We start from the raw sequence: 14312 nt of genomic DNA on the forward strand, positions 1-14312 counted from the left end.
TGAATGATCAACGGGGTGCAGGATGATCATGACCTCGCCGATGCAGTTCGGTGAAGACAAGGACGATGGTTTCCTTGCGTCCGAGCGTTTCCAGTCCATCAAGAGCGCGGCCTACGAGCACCTGCTCTCGCGCATCGAGGAACTGGGCGCCGAATTCGGCCGCTGGACGCGCGGCGCCATCCAGGAGTTCGTCGATATCGAGGTGGCCGGTTTCGTGCGCCTGCGCCGCCTGGCGATCAACGAGTCCGAGGTGCGGCAGGTCGCCAGCAGCCTGACCAAGGAGCTGGCCGGCCTGGGGCCGCTGGAGGACCTGCTGGCCGATACCTCGGTCGAGGACATCCTGATCAATGGCTACGACAACGTCTTCGTATCGCGCCGCGGGGTGCTGCAGCGCGAGAACCTGCGTTTTTCGGACAACCAGCACGTGCTGCGCATCGTGCGCCGGATCCTGGCGCCGCTGGGCCGGCGCCTGGACGAGTCCAGCCCCATGGTCGATGCGCGGCTGCCCGACGGCGGCCGCCTGAACGCGGTGATCGAGCCGCTGGCGGTGGACGGGCCGATGGTTTCCATCCGCAAGTTCCGCCAGGATCCGCTCAAGCCCAACGACCTGCTGGCGCTGGGCACCTTCGACGAGAGCATCCACCGCCTGCTGGACCTGGCGGTGCGCCACCGCTGCAACATCCTGGTCTCGGGCGGCACCAGTTCGGGCAAGACCTCCCTGCTCAATGCGCTGGCATTCTTCATTCCCGAGAACGAGCGCGTGGTCACGGTCGAGGACACCGCCGAGCTGTCGCTGAACCACCCGCACGTGGTGCGCCTGGAGTCGCGCCAGGGAGGATTCGACGGCAGCGGCCAGGTCAGCATCCGCGAGCTGATCCGCAACAGCCTGCGCATGCGGCCGGACCGCGTGGTGGTCGGCGAGGTGCGCGGCGCCGAGGTGATGGACATGCTGCAGGCCATGAACACCGGCCACGAAGGCTCCATGGCCACCATCCACGCCAACTCGCCGCGCGAGTGCCTGTACCGGATCGAAATGCTGGCCGGCTTCGCGGGCTTCCAAGGCAGCGAGGACAGCCTGCGCAGGCAGATCGCCAGCGCCCTGGATTTCATCGTGCAGATCGGCCGGCTTTCCAATGGCAAGCGGCGGGTGCTGTCGATCACCGAAGTGACCGGCATGGGCGATAACGTCATCGCCACCCAGGAGCTCTATCGCTACGAGGCTTACCTGTCGCCCGAAGGCGAGGAGCGCGACCGGTGGGTCAGCCTGGGCATTCATCCGCATACGCCCAAGCTGGCCAAGTTCCGAGACGAGCTGCGCCTGCCGCCGCAAGACGATGCGCCCGAGCCAGCGGGCGGCGGGTTCTGGAGCAGGAGACGCTGATGAGCGCCGCGCCCCTGGCCATTGCCGCCATCGCCTTGCTGCTGCTGGCCGCCGGGCTGTGGCTGTGGTCCTGGTCGCGCGAACGGGAGCGCCGCCAGGCCACCGCCAGTTTTGTCGAGCGCCAGATCGCCGGCCAGTGGCAGGCCGCCCAGGCGTCCGCACCGGCCGGCGGCGCGCCGGTCTGGCGCCTGGGCACCCAGGGCTGGGCCCGGCTGCTGCGGCGCGCCGGCGTCAGTCCCACGCCCGGCTTTTATTGCATGGTCCTGGGCCTGCCGCTGCTGCTGGCGCTGCTGGCCTTCCTGCTGCTGGGGCCGGTGGCGGGCGTGGTGACCCTGCCCGTGCTGCTGGTGCTGTCCTATTTCCGCTTGTGGTGGAAAGCCGAAAAGCGCTATCGCCGCATGGTCGAGCAACTGCCGGTCTTTCTGGATTCGCTGGTGCGCCTGATCACCATCGGCAACAGCCTGGGATCGGCCTTCCAGGCGGCCGCGCCCGAGGTCGACGAGCCCTTGCAGGAAGTGCTGGGCCGGGTGGCCAGCCTGACGCGCTCGGGCAAGGAGCTCGATGCCGCGCTGCGTCAGGTCTCGGCGCAGTACGGTCTGCACGAGCTGTACCTGGTTGCCGCCGTGGTCGGCGTGGCGCTGCGTTTCGGCGGGCGCAGCGACCAGGTGCTAGAGCGCATGGCCGCTTTCATGCGCGACCTGCAGCAGGCCCGGCAAGAACTGGTCGCGCTCTCGGCCGAGATCCGCCTGTCGGCCTGGATCCTGGCGCTGCTGCCGGTGGGCATCGCCGCCTTCATCCTGGTGTTCAACAACGATCTGTTCATGAACATGTGGCGCGATCCGGTCGGCAGCAAGATGCTGCTGGGCGCGCTGGCCCTGCAGATCGCCGGATCCTATTGGCTGTACCGCATGGCCAAGTCGATATAGGAGCGCACAGGTATATGCACGCGTTGATGCAAGGATGGGATGCCAGCATGCTGCAGGCGGCGGCGCTGGGGCTGCTGGCCCTGGCGGTGCTGGTGGTGGGCGTGTCGATGGCCATGCAGCAGGCCCGGCGCGCCCGCAACCAGCGCGTGGTCGACGAAGCCGTGGCTACGCGGGCCGACCCCGCCGCCGCGCGTGCCGAGCGCGCCACGCGCCAGCATCGCAACGCGCGCGCCGTGGGCCAGGCCGTCGACCGGGCCGTGGAGCTGGGCGGCAGGTGGGGGCAGGGGCGCCTGGGCAGCCTGGTCATGGCCGAGGAAGACCGCAGGCTGGTCGACATGGCCGGCTACGAGCAGTTGGGGCGCGCCCGTGCGCTGTTCATCTTCGCGCGCCTGGTGCTGGCGGCGGGCCTGCCGCTGGCCGGCCTGTTGCTGCTGGACGGGTTTGCGCCCCTGGGCAACCGCATGCTCGGCTGGATCTGCCTGGCCTTTTTTGGTTTCGGGCTGGGCTGGATGCTGCCCAAGTGGGCAGTCCAGCGGCGGGTGTCGCAGCGCAAGCGCGCGGCCGCCGAAGAGCTGCCGCTGCTGATCGACCTGCTGCGCCTGCTGCAAGGCGTGGGCCTGTCCATGGACCAGAGCCTGCACGTGGTGGTCAACGAGTTCCGGCAGGCGATGCCCGTGCTGGCCGCCGAGCTCAAGGTGGCGGTCGAGCAGTACGCCCGGGGCCGCACGCGCGAGCAGTCGCTGGCGCGCCTGGCCAACGGCTTTGGCAATGACGACCTGGGCGCCATTTGCCGGCTGATCGCGCAGGTGGACCGGCACGGCGGGGCGGTGCAGGAGCCCTTGCAGCGTTTCAGCGAAAGGGTCAGGGAGCGCCGCAAGCTCGAACTGAAGGAGAACGTCGGCCGCCTGACCGTGAAGATGACCGGCGTGATGGTGCTGACCCTGCTGCCGGCGCTGCTGATCGTGACGGGCGGCGCCGGTTTCCTGGCCGTGATACGCGGCCTGTCGCGCGTGGCGGGAGCAAGCTGATGCGCCGGATACCGAAGATGCGCTGGCCCTTGCTGGCCCTGCCCGCGGCCGCCGCGCTGCTGGCCGGCTGCTCGGCCAGCCGCAGCGATACCGCCTGGGAAGTGATCGAGCGCCAGAAGGCCGAGCAGCGGCTGCTGGCGCAGCACGAGGCCGAGCAGGCGCGCCAGCGCGTGCCGCCCGAACCCAGGCTGATGCAGTCCATGATCCGCGAAACCCTGGCGCAGGGACGGTATTTTGCCGCGCTGGCCTATATCGACGCCTATGTGCAGCGCCACGGCAGCGATCCCGACATCGAGGCCTTGCGCGCGCGTGCCTTGCGCCTGACGGGCCAGACCGAGCAAAGCGAGCAGGTCTATCGCTCGCTGCTCAAGGCGGGCCGCGCCGCCCAGGCCTGGCACGGCCTAGGCCTGCTGGCCGGCGCGCGCGGCGATTTTGTCCAGGCCGCGCAGTACCTGCAGCGCGCCGCGGCGCTCTCGCCGACCGACGCGGACGTGCTCAACGACCTGGGCTATGCGCGCCTGCGCGCGGGCGACGTGGCCGGCGCGCGCATTCCGCTGGGGCAGGCCGCCGAGCTGGCCCCGGCCAACACCCGTACGCTGGCCAACATGGCGGTGCTGCTGCTGGTCCAGGGACAGGCCGTCCAGGCCCAGCGATTGATGGAGCAGGCCGCCTTCTCCAGCGACGTGCGCAGCCAGGTCTACCGGCTGGCGCAGGATGTGCAGGCCGGCCAGCGTGCCGCCGCGCCGGCCGCTGGCGGCGCGGCGCCAGCGGGCCAGCCCGGCACGCCGCTGGCCGAACATTTCAACCATTCCCGCATGACCCAGTAAGGAGCTGCACATGGCAAGCCTGTCCTTTCCGCCCGCCGACGCCTGCCCTGGCCCGCACGCGCCCGCGCAGGCCTCCGAGAACCCGGCCAGGGCTTTCATGCTGCTGGCCCTGGCGGCCGTGCTGGCCTGCTGCTTCGCGCCCGCCCAGGCGCAGAACGTGCCGCTGACCCAGGCCGTTCCCGGCCCCGCGGCCCCGCCGGCGGCGGCCCAGGCCGTTCCCGTGCCGGCCGCGCCGGCCGCCTCGCCTGCGACGGGCGTGCAGGCGCCCCAGGGGCCCGCCGCGCCGGCCCGGCCCGTGGTCAGCCAGGTGGCCGCGCCCGCGCCGCAGCCGGCGCCCGCCGCGTCGGGCGCACCGGCCCGGCCCCGGCTGGGCGACGTGACGCGCCTGCTGCTGGCGGCGCAGGCCGATGGCCGGCGCGCCGGTACGGCGCTGCCCATGCTGGGCGCGTCGGCCGACCTGGCCTGGCAGCGATATATGGACAGCTTCACGCTGCCGCTGCCGCAATGGTTCGACGAGCGGGTCGACATCAAAGAATAGGCGGCATTGCCTTCGCCTTTGCCCCATTCCCTGTAGACGGTACTCAATGCACCCCTTATCCCGCGTCATCGCACCCAGGTCCACGCAGCAAGGCTCCATCCTTGTACCGGTGGCCGCGTCGCTGCTCGTGGGCGTTCTACTGCTGGGCGCGGCGCAGTTCGGGTACATGTTCCATGCCAAGCGCACGCTGCAGAACACGGCGGATCTGGCCGCGCTCTCGGCCGCCCAGCAACTGACGCGCGAGACCTGCGGCGCGGCCTTGGCGGCGGCCAACCGGATCATCGAAGAGAACCGTTCTACGGCCACCGCCGCAGGCCCGCCGCAGATCGACTGCGGATATTGGGATCCCCCCGAGCCGCAAGCTGGCGGCGGTGCGGCGGCCGCCGGCTATTTCGAGCCGCGCGCGGATGGCAGTCCGCTCAACGCCGTGCGGGTTGCCCTGCGTGGCGAGGTGCCGCTGATCGCGCCGCTGTTCGGCGCCAGCCGGCAGGTCGAGGTCCGGGCGATCGCGCGCCGCGAGGACCCCGTTGCCGTGTTCTCGGTGGGCTCGCGTCTGCTGCGGCTGCAAGGCGACAGCATTGCGGGGCAGCTCTTGGGAACACTTGGCCTGTCGGTGCAGCAGATCGACGCACTCAGCGCATCGGGGCTGGCAACGACCCATATCACGCCTGCCGGGTTACTGGAGGCGCTCGGCCTGCCGCCGACGGTCATTGCCGGCGTGGGGACACCGGATGAGTTGCTCAGATTGCAGCAGTTGACGCTGGGTGAGCTGCTGCAAGCCTATGTCGCTGCATTGTCCAACACGGAAGGCGTGGCGCAGACGGGCATCGATGCCTTGGCGGGACTGATAGCGGGCCTGCGCCTGAATCTTGTCGACAAGCTCAACCCCCTGACTCTGCCGGTCTCGTTGTTCGGGGAGGGCGGCGTATTTGCGCTGGTGACCACCGGCGATCCCATATCGGCCTTGATGACGCGGGTCAACGCTTTGGACCTTGTCAGCACGACGCTGCTGGCTGCAACGGGCAGCCACTTGCTGGATGTGCCGTCGTTGAGCCTGCCCGGGGTGCAGGCTCGCGCCAGGGTGATCGATCCTGCGCAGATCGCCATTGGCGGCGTGGGCGTTACCGCATTCAGTCCTCAGGTGAGGGTCTATGCGCGCGTCAGCACCGATGCGATCCCCTTGGTGGGCGGGCTGCTAGGGCTACTCAATACGCACATCGACGTTCCTTTGATCCTGGAGGTAGGACGATCCGAGGCCCGGCTGGAGAATATTTGCGAGGCGCCGCTGGCCAGGAACGAGGCCGAGGTCGCGGTGGTTTCCAACGCGGCCAGGTTGTGCCTGGGCAGTTTTCCCCGCATGGCTGCCGGCATTGGCGAAGACAGTTTTTTCTCCAGCGAGAACACCTGCTCGGCCTTCGAGGCCGGTACGGTGCCGGACAAGCACCGTATCCTGCGGGTGCTGGGGATCCTGGAGCTCAATGCCGGCGGCATCAATCTGCCGGTCCTGGATTCCGGCGTGCAGACGGTAACCCTGACCGCGCCCGAGCAGGGAGAGGAGCCCGAAATCGTCACGGTTACGCCGCAAGGCAATGTCGACCTGGGCAGCCAGATCCGGCAGGTGATCGATCAGGTCGAGGGCGGATTGCTGAACGATCTGCTCGGTGCCTCGGACGGTGTGGCGGCACTGCCGCCAGTCGCGGTGAGCGAGACAGTGGAGTTCCTGCTCGGACCGAGCCGGGCGGGGCGCAGCCTGACGGAGATCACGGCAGAGCAAAGATATTCGGCTGAAGCATTGCGAGCCCGTGGCGAAAAATGGGCCAGCGGCGCCATCCTGAACGGCTTGCTCAGCGAAGTGGGGGCCTTGCTCAACGTCGTGCTGGCCGCCCCGCTTGGGGACACCGTATGCGGGATTGCAGGGCTGGGCGGCGCGCAGGCGGTGAGAAACTGCAAGCGGCCATACGTGGAAGCCATGGTCAAGGGCAAGACCGGTATCACGGCCTTGGTGAGCAGCATATTGCTCGATGCCTTGGACCCGCTGCTGACCTTGCTGAGCCAGATATTGCAGTCCGTGCTTAGGGATGTATTGGGCATCTCGCTGGGACAGACGGACCTGTCCCTTTACTCGGTTCGCTGCGGCGAATCGCGTTTGGTGTACTGAATGAAAGTGAAAGGAAGCAGAACAAGCGCCATCCGTGGCTCGCGCGAGGGCTGGACGGGGAGGGCGCCGTGACCCAGGACATCGCCACCGACAACCTCGAGCTCTACGTCTGGGAAGGCACCTCGGACATCGCCGCGCGGGCCGAGCGCTGCCTGGCGGGCTACGACATCACCGTGGTGCGTGCCGACATGGGCATCGCCTTTCCGCCGCCGCGCGACAAGCTGAGCACCGCCATCGCGCTGGTGTCGGTGTCGGTGATGGGCGACGCCCGGTTCACCGGCTACGACTGGCTGGCGTCCGAGGGCGTACCGGTGATCTGGGTGTCGGCCGAGGACCGCGACCGCGACGCCCGGTACTTTCCGCCCGCTTACTCGCACACCTTGTCGCCGTCGTTCTCGGGCGCCGAGCTGCGCAAGCTGGTGTTCAAGCTCGCTGGCGTGGCGCAGGCCGCGCGCGCGCAGCCGCGCCGGGCGCCCAAGCCGCTGGTGGCGGTCTCGCCGGTCATGCGCGAGCTGCTGGCCGAGGCGCAGATGTTTGCCGATTGCCGCACCAGCGTGCTCATCCACGGCCAGACCGGCGTGGGCAAGGAGCGCGTGGCCCGGCTGCTGCACGAGCATGCTTCCTGGGCCAGCGGGCCTTTCGTCGCCGTCAATTGCGGCGCCGTGCCCGAAGGCCTGTTCGAGGCGCACTTCTTCGGTCACGCCAAGGGCGCGTTCACCGGGGCGGTCGGGGCGCACAAGGGCTATTTCGAGCAGGCCAGCGGCGGCACGCTGTTCCTGGACGAGATCGGCGACCTGCCGCTGTACCAGCAGGTCAAGCTGCTGCGCGTGCTGGAGCAGAACGTCATCACGCGCCTGGGCTCGACCGCCGAGGTGCCGGTGGATTTCCGCCTGGTGGCGGCCACCAACCGCGACTTGCGCAAGCGGGTGGCCAGCGGCGACTTCCGGGCCGACCTGTACTACCGGCTGGCCGTCATCGAACTGTACGTGCCGTCCTTGCAGGAGCGCGGGCCCGAGGACAAGGCCGCCATCTTCAAGGCGCTGCTAGAGCGCGAATTGCCCGAGCCGGCCTCCGATCTGCCGGACTGGTTGATCGAGCGGGTCAAGGGCACCGAGTTTCCCGGCAACGTGCGCGAGCTCTCGAACGTGGTCGAGCGGGTGGCCATCGTGCGGCGCCAGCTCGGCGCCTGGGACCGCCCGCGCATCGAGCGCGTGTTCGACCGCCTGGCCGATTGCGCCAAGGTCTTTGGCGCGGCCGTGTCGCCGGCGGCCGTCATCGCCCCGCTGGGCGAGGCCGAGCAGGCCGAGCGCAGCCGGGTGCTGGCGGCGCTGGAGGCCAATGGCTGGCGCCGGCAGGATACCGCGGCATACCTGGGAATCAGCCGCAAGGTGCTGTGGGAAAAGATGCGCAAGCTGCAACTGGGCGGCGCGCAGGCCGAAGCCGTGGAAGCCCCGGGCAACGAGACGCCGCCCGAATATCCGATAAGTCGCGATTAATGTATCTGGGCATGATGGAAAGTTGCTATAGTTCCTCAACTTTTTTTACGGGGAAAGCATGAAGAATCGCCGTGTGCAGCAGTTGGCCGCCCGTGGCCTGCTCGCTGGCCTGTTCATGGCCGGATTGTCCGCCTGCGCGATGCTGCAGTCCGAGGCCGAACGTCCTGTCGTCGCGCAGACCGAAGCGCCCCAGACGCCCGAGGCCGCCGCCCAGCCGGTCACGCCGCCGGCGGGCGCCACGCCGCCGGTCGCGCCGCCGCCCGCGGCGCTGGGGCCCACGGCCGAGGTCCAGCATCTGATCCAGTCGCGCCAGGTCAACGAGCTGCGCACCACTTACAACGGCAGCTACGGCGCCAGCCTGCTGTTCAAGCCGGACGAGCTGGTCTATTACGTGGCCCTGTTTCGCCAGAAGGAGTTCCTGCGCGTCAGCAAGACCGATTCGGCCAGCGAGGCCGACCAGATCTATCGCCGCTTCGTCGCGCAAACCGCCGAACTGGCCGAGGTGGACATCCGGCGCATCAAGCTGCAGGCCGAACGCGCCCGGACCGAACGCCTGCTGTCGGACCGCTCCAGCGAACTCGATGCGCTCGAGGCAGACCTGAGCCGCCAGCGCCAGCAGGCTGCCCAGGTCGCCGCCGCCCAGCGCCAGGCCGAGGAAGAGGCCAGCCAGCTGGCCGCCCAGCAGAAGGAAGCCGCGGCCGAACTGCGCCGCCTGCAGGAGCGCATCAAGGTGCTCGAGCGCCAGGCGGCCACCGTCGGCCAGCCCGAAGCGCGCAAGGCTGGCGCCCCGCGCGCCGCGCCGCGCCAGCGGGCCGCTTCCCCGGTTTCCGAGAAATAAGCTTCTCGGGCGCGGGCACGTCCTTGCACGGGCGCGCCCGCCGGCCCGGCGCTGTTGCATCGCCGCAATTCGCGTGCCGCCCCGCCTGTGACATACTGGCGGGTCTTGTTTTTTCCGGCACAGGCCTTATCTATCCGGCATGGCGATCAAGGTTTTCGATCTCGAATGCGCGCAGGGCCACCTTTTCGAAGGCTGGTTTTCCTCGCATGACGACTATGACACGCAGCAGGCCCGGGGCCTGCTGTCCTGTCCCATGTGCGGCATCACCCAGGTCAGCAAGCGGCTTTCGGCGCCCCACGTCAATGTGGGCCATGCACCGCAGGTCCCGTCCGGGCAGGCGGGCTCGCCGCAGCCGGCCCAGGCCGCGCGTATCCAGGCGGCCATCATGCAGCAGCTGCGCACCCTGGTGCGCAATACCGAAAACGTGGGCGATCGCTTTGCCGTCGAGGCGCGCCGCATTCACGAGGGCGAGGCCGACGAACGGCCGATCCGCGGCGTGGCCACGCCGGCCGAACGCGAGGCGCTGGCGGCCGACGGCATCGCCGTGGTGGCGCTGCCGGACATTTTCGACGACGATCGCCTGCAATAACCCGCACACGCTGCCGCGATCGCGGCGATAGGAGTGGCCCGTGTCGCCAGAACTGCTGCTGGTTTTTGTTCCCGCCTGTTTTGCACTGAACATGGCCCCGGGCCCGAACAACCTCCTGTCCGTCTCCAATGCCAGCCGTTTCGGTTTCGCCGCCGCCTGTACCGCAGGCGCCGGGCGCCTGGCGGCCTTCGTCGGCATGATCGCCATCGCCGCATGCGGCCTGGCGGCCGTGCTGCAGGCTTCGGCCCTGGCCTTTACCGTCATCAAGACCGTGGGGGCGCTGTACCTGTTCTACCTTGCCATCCAGCTGTGGCGCGCGCCCGCGGGGCCCGCGCCTGACGGCGCCCTGGCCGCCGGCATCCGTTCGGCGAGCCTGTGGCGCCTGGCCCGGCAGGAGTTCATGGTGGCCGCCGGAAATCCCAAGGCCATCCTGATCTTCACGGCTTTCCTGCCCCAGTTCGTCAATCCGGCCGAGGCGGCCGCGCCGCAGTTCGCCCTGCTCGGCGCGCTTTTTCTTGTCCTGGAATGGGTCGCCATCGCGGCGTATGCCTATATGGGATCGCACCTGGGAAAATGGTTCGCCGTGCCGGCGCGCAGGCGCCTGTTCAACCGGATATGCGCCGGCCTGCTGGGCGCGGCCGGCGGTGGCCTGCTGCTGTCAAGAAAGGCGGCCGACGCCGCCTGACCCATCGAAGGCCGGGGCTGTTTTTGCCTTGGGGCGGCCCGGCGTTAAAAAAACGCAACTTAACCTCAGGTCCTTTCTTAACCGGTCCAGGCCGAGCAACGGATCACGTTGCAGAAGTTGCCGGCATGAAAATGTGGCTGCTTGTCGGCGATTACGTCGGCCTTGACGTTGCCGAAGGTCGTGTGCGGCTTGTGCTTGATCCCGTCATAGAAGGCCCGGATGATGTCCTCCTTGAACTGCGGGGTACGGGGGAAGGCCTTGACGACCGCCTCGCGTTCGGCGTCGGGGTATTCGTTGTAGGTCAGGCCTAGCACATCCATTTCCACGCCTGCCGTGACGAGGGCCACCACCGGGTGCATATGCACCGGTATGCCCGGCGTCGTATGCAGTGCGATCGCCGTCCATACCGTGTACGCATCCTCCTCGGATATGCCATGACTGCGCAGGAAGTCGCGTGCGGCATGGGCACCGTCGACCTCGAAGCGTTCGTGCTGGCTGCTGTGGCTTGGCATCAAGCCGATGTCATGGAACATCGCGCCGGCATAGAGCAGTTCGCGGTCAAACTTCAACGCTCGGCGGATGCCGGCAAGCGCGCCGAAGTGGTACACGCGGCTGGAATGGTTGAACAGTAATTCCGTTTCTGTATCGCGGATGAACTCGGTGATGGCGCGAGCCAAGCTGGAATCGGGAATGGCGGCCTCTCGGGGAATAAGCGGCATCGTTTTCTCCTGGGTAATGTGGCTTGCAACCAGCATAGGCATCCGTTAATTTGTCTGCAATAGACGTGATACGTCTGATAAGGACAAACGCGGATCGAAACGGCCACAGATGAAAACCCAGGCGAAAACGATAGTGATGGTGGCGGTTCCGGGCGTGCAACTGCTCGATATATCGGGTCCGTTGGACGTGTTTGCCGAGGCCAACATGCAGGCCGGTTATGAGGCATACCGCCTGCTTGTGGCCGCAACCGGGCCGGGAGCCATTCGCACCTCATCGGGCGTGCGGCTCATGCCGGATCTGCGCATAGGCAGGGATGTCGACGAGCCGGTCGACACCTTTTTGGTGGCCGGACGGCCGAACGCGGCTGATATCCAGGTCGAGGCAGCCTTAACGGACTGGCTCAGGCGGCGGGCACCTTCAGCCCGGCGCTTCGGTTCGATTTGCAGTGGTGCGTTCTTTCTCGCCGCGGCGGGGTTGCTCGACGGGCGCAGGGTCACTACGCATTGGGCTGTCGCCGGCCAGCTCGCCGAGCGGTTCCCGCAAGTCTCTGTTGACAGCGACGCGATTCAGGTTCGCGACGGCCCCTTGCGGACGGCAGCCGGCGTGACAGCGGGCCTCGATTTGGCGCTATCGCTCGTCGAGGAAGACCTCGGACGCGAAATCGCGCTACGGGTCTCCAGCCACCTCGTGATGTTTTTCAAGCGACCGGGCGGGCAGATGCAGTTCAGCCGCAATGGGGAAGCCGAACTCGCGGGCCGTTCGGCCCTGCAGGAGCTTCAACGCTGGGTGGCGGCCAATCCCGGACTGGAGCACAGCGTCGCGAGTCTGGCCAAGCGAATGGACTTGAGTCCCCGGCATTTCGCGAGGGTTTTCCGTGCCGAGGTCGGGATCACGCCATCCAGTTGGGTCGAGCAGGCGCGCGTGGGCGCCGCCCGCCGGCTTCTGGAGCTGGGGCACAAGACGCCCAAGCAAGTGGCGGCATATTGCGGCTTCGCGAATGCCGATGTGCTAAGGCGTGTCTTTGTGCGGCATGCGGGCGTGACGCCCGCAGAATACCGCAAACGTTTTGCAGGACTCGCGACCGAGCGATCCAGGCCGTAAAACCGCCATCGACCGGGACCGAGCGCCTGCCTGTAAAACGATCGAGGGATTCCGTCAGGTGAGGTTGTCTTCCAAGCGGCGGGAATGGGCGCTGCGCGCACCAGCATCGACCAGCAGCACGATGAGCAGCATGCCGGCCGATAAGAGGAACAGGAGACGATGGTCGCCGTCGGTCATGTTGAACAATGCCGAGAACGCATAGGCTGCTGCCGCGAGGCCGGCGGCCGAGATCACGCTGGCGCGTGTCCATGCGAGGTTCTGATGATTCGCATGGCCGGCCAGCTCCTGGTGAACCCGGGCAAGGACCAGCGGAACCATGCCCGGCGCGAAAGTCCCGACGATCACGGTGAGAACACCGAGCGCGATCACATGGTCCAGGGCATGAAATCCGGCAAAAACAACTGCCATGACAGCCGTCACGATACGTACGGTAAACCGTGGCCCTGCGCGATCGGCCAAGTAACCGTAGAGCGGAGGGCCTGCGATAGCGCCCAGGCCATAGATTGCCCAAAACACCGATCCCAGATGTGTGCCCATGTCCAGGCCGCGCGCTACGAAGTCTACGAGGAAGACCATTGGCGGCACCGCTGCTGCTGCCATCAGCGCATATTGCAGATAGAGCAGCCTGACCTGCCTGCCGAAACGCACGGCATGTGCCCGCTTTGCGCTGCGGATTTCTACGGCGCCCGTCAACCTGCTTGAAGGCCAGGCAAACCAGCTGACTGCCGTCAGGACGGTGGATATGATGCCCAGCCCGATCCAGGTTTGCCCCAGTCCCGATTCGAGCAGCAGCGGGATGACGGTGCCGGAGCCTGCAATGCCCAAGCCAAGCCCGAGAAAGATCGCGCCTGCGGCCGTGCCCTTACGGGCGGCAGGCACATGTGGCAGTATGGTTCCCGCCACGAGCACCATGACTACCCCGCCGGCGACTCCCGACAGGAACCTCCATCCGAAGTACCACGAAAACGACAAGGGCACGGCACAGCCGAAGAACGCGGCGGTAATGAGCACCATCATGAGCCGCAGCACGTGTTCGTTGGCCAGACGCGAGGCGATGGGACGTCCGACCAGGGCGCCGAGAACATAACCGGCGAGATTGGCGGCGCCGAGGTACATCACCGCGGAAGCTGGAAACCATTGGTTCCGGATCAGCTCGGGGATCAGTGGCGTGAAGGCAAAACGGGCCAGGCCGATGCTATCGAGACTTGCACACAGGCCGGCAAATATATACCGCCATACGAGTATCCGATCGACCTTTGCAGGGGACAACGAAGAGCGTGACATTGAGACTCCGGCCTGTGAGGGAAGGACGTGGTCCGACGCCGAGTCGGATCGTATTTTTGACATTAGTGTCAAGTTTGTCATGCTAGTCAAAATTGACATTGGTGTCAAAGAGGTGATCCAATCGACCTCCTTAAGGCACAGCTAGCCGTCACTCTGGAGAAAAGATGGTCGGAGTTCGCCAATTCGATGAGAGCGAGATGCTGGACAAGGCGCTGGCAGTCTTCTGGCAACAGGGCTATTCCAATACGACGATGCAGGATCTGGCCGCTGCAACCGGCGTGCAGCGTGGTTCCTTGTATAACGCCTACGGCGATAAGGAATCGTTGTTCTTGCGCGTGTTCGACCTATACAAGGAACGATATGTGGGGCAAATGAAGGACGCCCTCAACAAGGCCGAGCTGCGTTCGGCGCTGCGGCAGTTCTTTGTCTTCGCCATCAAGTCCATGACAACCGGCATGCCCAGCCGGGGCTGCTTGAGTACGAAAACGGCGCTCGGCACGGAGGATCTCGAAGAGCCGATCCGCTGCGCAATCCGCGAGCTGATCGACGATATCGAGGCAGCCGTTCGCGAGCGATTCTCGCGCCCCGACGCTGTCGGCCGGCTTCGCGTAGACCCGCAACAGGCAGCCGCACTGGTGGTTACCATGACGCGGGGGCTGGTGGTCATGGAACGGGTCTACCGGAATGAAAAACGCTTGCGCGCTACGGCTGACGGTTTGGTCAGCCTGTTGCTGAAATAAA

General features: G+C 67.0%; 14 protein-coding genes. 12 read left to right on the forward strand and 2 right to left on the reverse strand.

Features of this window, described 5'->3' with window-relative positions; genetic code table 11:
- The first annotated feature begins 22 nt into the window (after positions 1-22).
- The 10 genes from V8Z80_RS05640 (at position 23) to V8Z80_RS05685 (ending at position 10466) form a co-directional block, all read left to right on the forward strand.
- Positions 23-1381 (forward strand): CpaF family protein, encoded by a 1359-nt coding sequence (locus V8Z80_RS05640; RefSeq protein ID WP_336061313.1) that lies wholly within the window; start codon positions 23-25, stop codon positions 1379-1381.
- Positions 1381-2307, forward strand: a complete 927-nt coding sequence (locus V8Z80_RS05645; protein ID WP_336061314.1) for a type II secretion system F family protein — start codon at positions 1381-1383, stop codon at positions 2305-2307. Before V8Z80_RS05640 ends, V8Z80_RS05645 begins: the two co-directional genes overlap by 1 nt.
- Before the next feature lie 14 nt (positions 2308-2321).
- Positions 2322-3335: a type II secretion system F family protein gene (locus V8Z80_RS05650; protein ID WP_336061315.1), complete on the forward strand. Its 1014-nt coding sequence runs from the start codon at positions 2322-2324 to the stop codon at positions 3333-3335.
- A 17-nt stretch (positions 3336-3352) separates the two neighbouring features.
- Positions 3353-4162, forward strand: a complete 810-nt coding sequence (locus tag V8Z80_RS05655; RefSeq protein ID WP_155195607.1) for a tetratricopeptide repeat protein — start codon at positions 3353-3355, stop codon at positions 4160-4162.
- 10 nt (positions 4163-4172) lie between these two features.
- A complete protein-coding gene (locus V8Z80_RS05660; protein ID WP_336061316.1) occupies positions 4173-4700 on the forward strand; it encodes a DUF3613 domain-containing protein in 528 nt (175 codons plus the stop codon).
- A gap of 46 nt (positions 4701-4746) precedes the next feature.
- A complete protein-coding gene (locus tag V8Z80_RS05665) occupies positions 4747-6858 on the forward strand; it encodes a TadG family pilus assembly protein (RefSeq protein ID WP_336061317.1) in 2112 nt (703 codons plus the stop codon).
- Positions 6859-6926: 68 nt separating this feature from the next.
- Entirely contained in the window at positions 6927-8354 is a 1428-nt protein-coding gene (locus tag V8Z80_RS05670) for a sigma-54 dependent transcriptional regulator (RefSeq protein ID WP_336061318.1), read from the forward strand.
- 58 nt (positions 8355-8412) lie between these two features.
- Complete coding sequence (locus V8Z80_RS05675; RefSeq protein ID WP_336061319.1) at positions 8413-9192, forward strand: DUF2968 domain-containing protein; 780 nt, start codon at positions 8413-8415, stop codon at positions 9190-9192.
- A gap of 139 nt (positions 9193-9331) precedes the next feature.
- Complete coding sequence (locus V8Z80_RS05680; protein ID WP_336061320.1) at positions 9332-9781, forward strand: DUF1178 family protein; 450 nt, start codon at positions 9332-9334, stop codon at positions 9779-9781.
- A 40-nt stretch (positions 9782-9821) separates the two neighbouring features.
- Positions 9822-10466: a LysE family translocator gene (locus tag V8Z80_RS05685; RefSeq protein ID WP_442951941.1), complete on the forward strand. Its 645-nt coding sequence runs from the start codon at positions 9822-9824 to the stop codon at positions 10464-10466.
- Positions 10467-10543: 77 nt separating this feature from the next.
- Here V8Z80_RS05685 and V8Z80_RS05690 read toward each other — a convergent pair whose 3' ends face one another.
- Positions 10544-11185, reverse strand: a complete 642-nt coding sequence (locus tag V8Z80_RS05690) for an HD domain-containing protein (RefSeq protein ID WP_336061321.1) — start codon at positions 11183-11185, stop codon at positions 10544-10546.
- Positions 11186-11294: 109 nt separating this feature from the next.
- On the opposite strand from V8Z80_RS05690, the gene V8Z80_RS05695 reads away from it, so the two are divergent.
- Positions 11295-12287 carry a GlxA family transcriptional regulator gene (locus V8Z80_RS05695; RefSeq protein WP_336061322.1) on the forward strand — a complete coding sequence of 331 codons (993 nt, stop codon included), beginning with the start codon at positions 11295-11297 and terminating at the stop codon, positions 12285-12287.
- 54 nt (positions 12288-12341) lie between these two features.
- Here V8Z80_RS05695 and V8Z80_RS05700 read toward each other — a convergent pair whose 3' ends face one another.
- Entirely contained in the window at positions 12342-13571 is a 1230-nt protein-coding gene (locus V8Z80_RS05700; protein ID WP_336061323.1) for a YbfB/YjiJ family MFS transporter, read from the reverse strand.
- Positions 13572-13735: 164 nt separating this feature from the next.
- Here V8Z80_RS05700 and V8Z80_RS05705 point away from each other — a divergent pair, with 164 nt between their 5' ends.
- A complete protein-coding gene (locus V8Z80_RS05705) occupies positions 13736-14311 on the forward strand; it encodes a TetR/AcrR family transcriptional regulator (protein ID WP_336061324.1) in 576 nt (191 codons plus the stop codon).
- The last annotated feature ends 1 nt before the right edge of the window (position 14312 follow it).

It is taken from the genome of Orrella sp. JC864 (genome assembly GCF_037026685.1).
Lineage (GTDB): Bacteria > Pseudomonadota > Gammaproteobacteria > Burkholderiales > Burkholderiaceae_B > Orrella.

Excerpts from the sequence above, each read along its gene's own strand:
- V8Z80_RS05640 (WP_336061313.1), top strand. The coding sequence starts at position 23 with ATGATCATGACCTCGCCGATGCAGTTCGGTGAAGACAAGGACGATGGT.
- V8Z80_RS05645 (WP_336061314.1), top strand. The coding sequence starts at position 1,381 with ATGAGCGCCGCGCCCCTGGCCATTGCCGCCATCGCCTTGCTGCTGCTG.
- V8Z80_RS05650 (WP_336061315.1), top strand. The coding sequence starts at position 2,322 with ATGCACGCGTTGATGCAAGGATGGGATGCCAGCATGCTGCAGGCGGCG.
- V8Z80_RS05655 (WP_155195607.1), top strand. The coding sequence starts at position 3,353 with ATGCGCTGGCCCTTGCTGGCCCTGCCCGCGGCCGCCGCGCTGCTGGCC.
- V8Z80_RS05660 (WP_336061316.1), top strand. The coding sequence starts at position 4,173 with ATGGCAAGCCTGTCCTTTCCGCCCGCCGACGCCTGCCCTGGCCCGCAC.
- V8Z80_RS05665 (WP_336061317.1), top strand. The coding sequence starts at position 4,747 with ATGCACCCCTTATCCCGCGTCATCGCACCCAGGTCCACGCAGCAAGGC.
- V8Z80_RS05675 (WP_336061319.1), top strand. The coding sequence starts at position 8,413 with ATGAAGAATCGCCGTGTGCAGCAGTTGGCCGCCCGTGGCCTGCTCGCT.
- V8Z80_RS05680 (WP_336061320.1), top strand. The coding sequence starts at position 9,332 with ATGGCGATCAAGGTTTTCGATCTCGAATGCGCGCAGGGCCACCTTTTC.
- V8Z80_RS05690 (WP_336061321.1), bottom strand. The coding sequence starts at position 11,185 with ATGCCGCTTATTCCCCGAGAGGCCGCCATTCCCGATTCCAGCTTGGCT.
- V8Z80_RS05695 (WP_336061322.1), top strand. The coding sequence starts at position 11,295 with ATGAAAACCCAGGCGAAAACGATAGTGATGGTGGCGGTTCCGGGCGTG.
- V8Z80_RS05700 (WP_336061323.1), bottom strand. The coding sequence starts at position 13,571 with ATGTCACGCTCTTCGTTGTCCCCTGCAAAGGTCGATCGGATACTCGTA.
- V8Z80_RS05705 (WP_336061324.1), top strand. The coding sequence starts at position 13,736 with ATGGTCGGAGTTCGCCAATTCGATGAGAGCGAGATGCTGGACAAGGCG.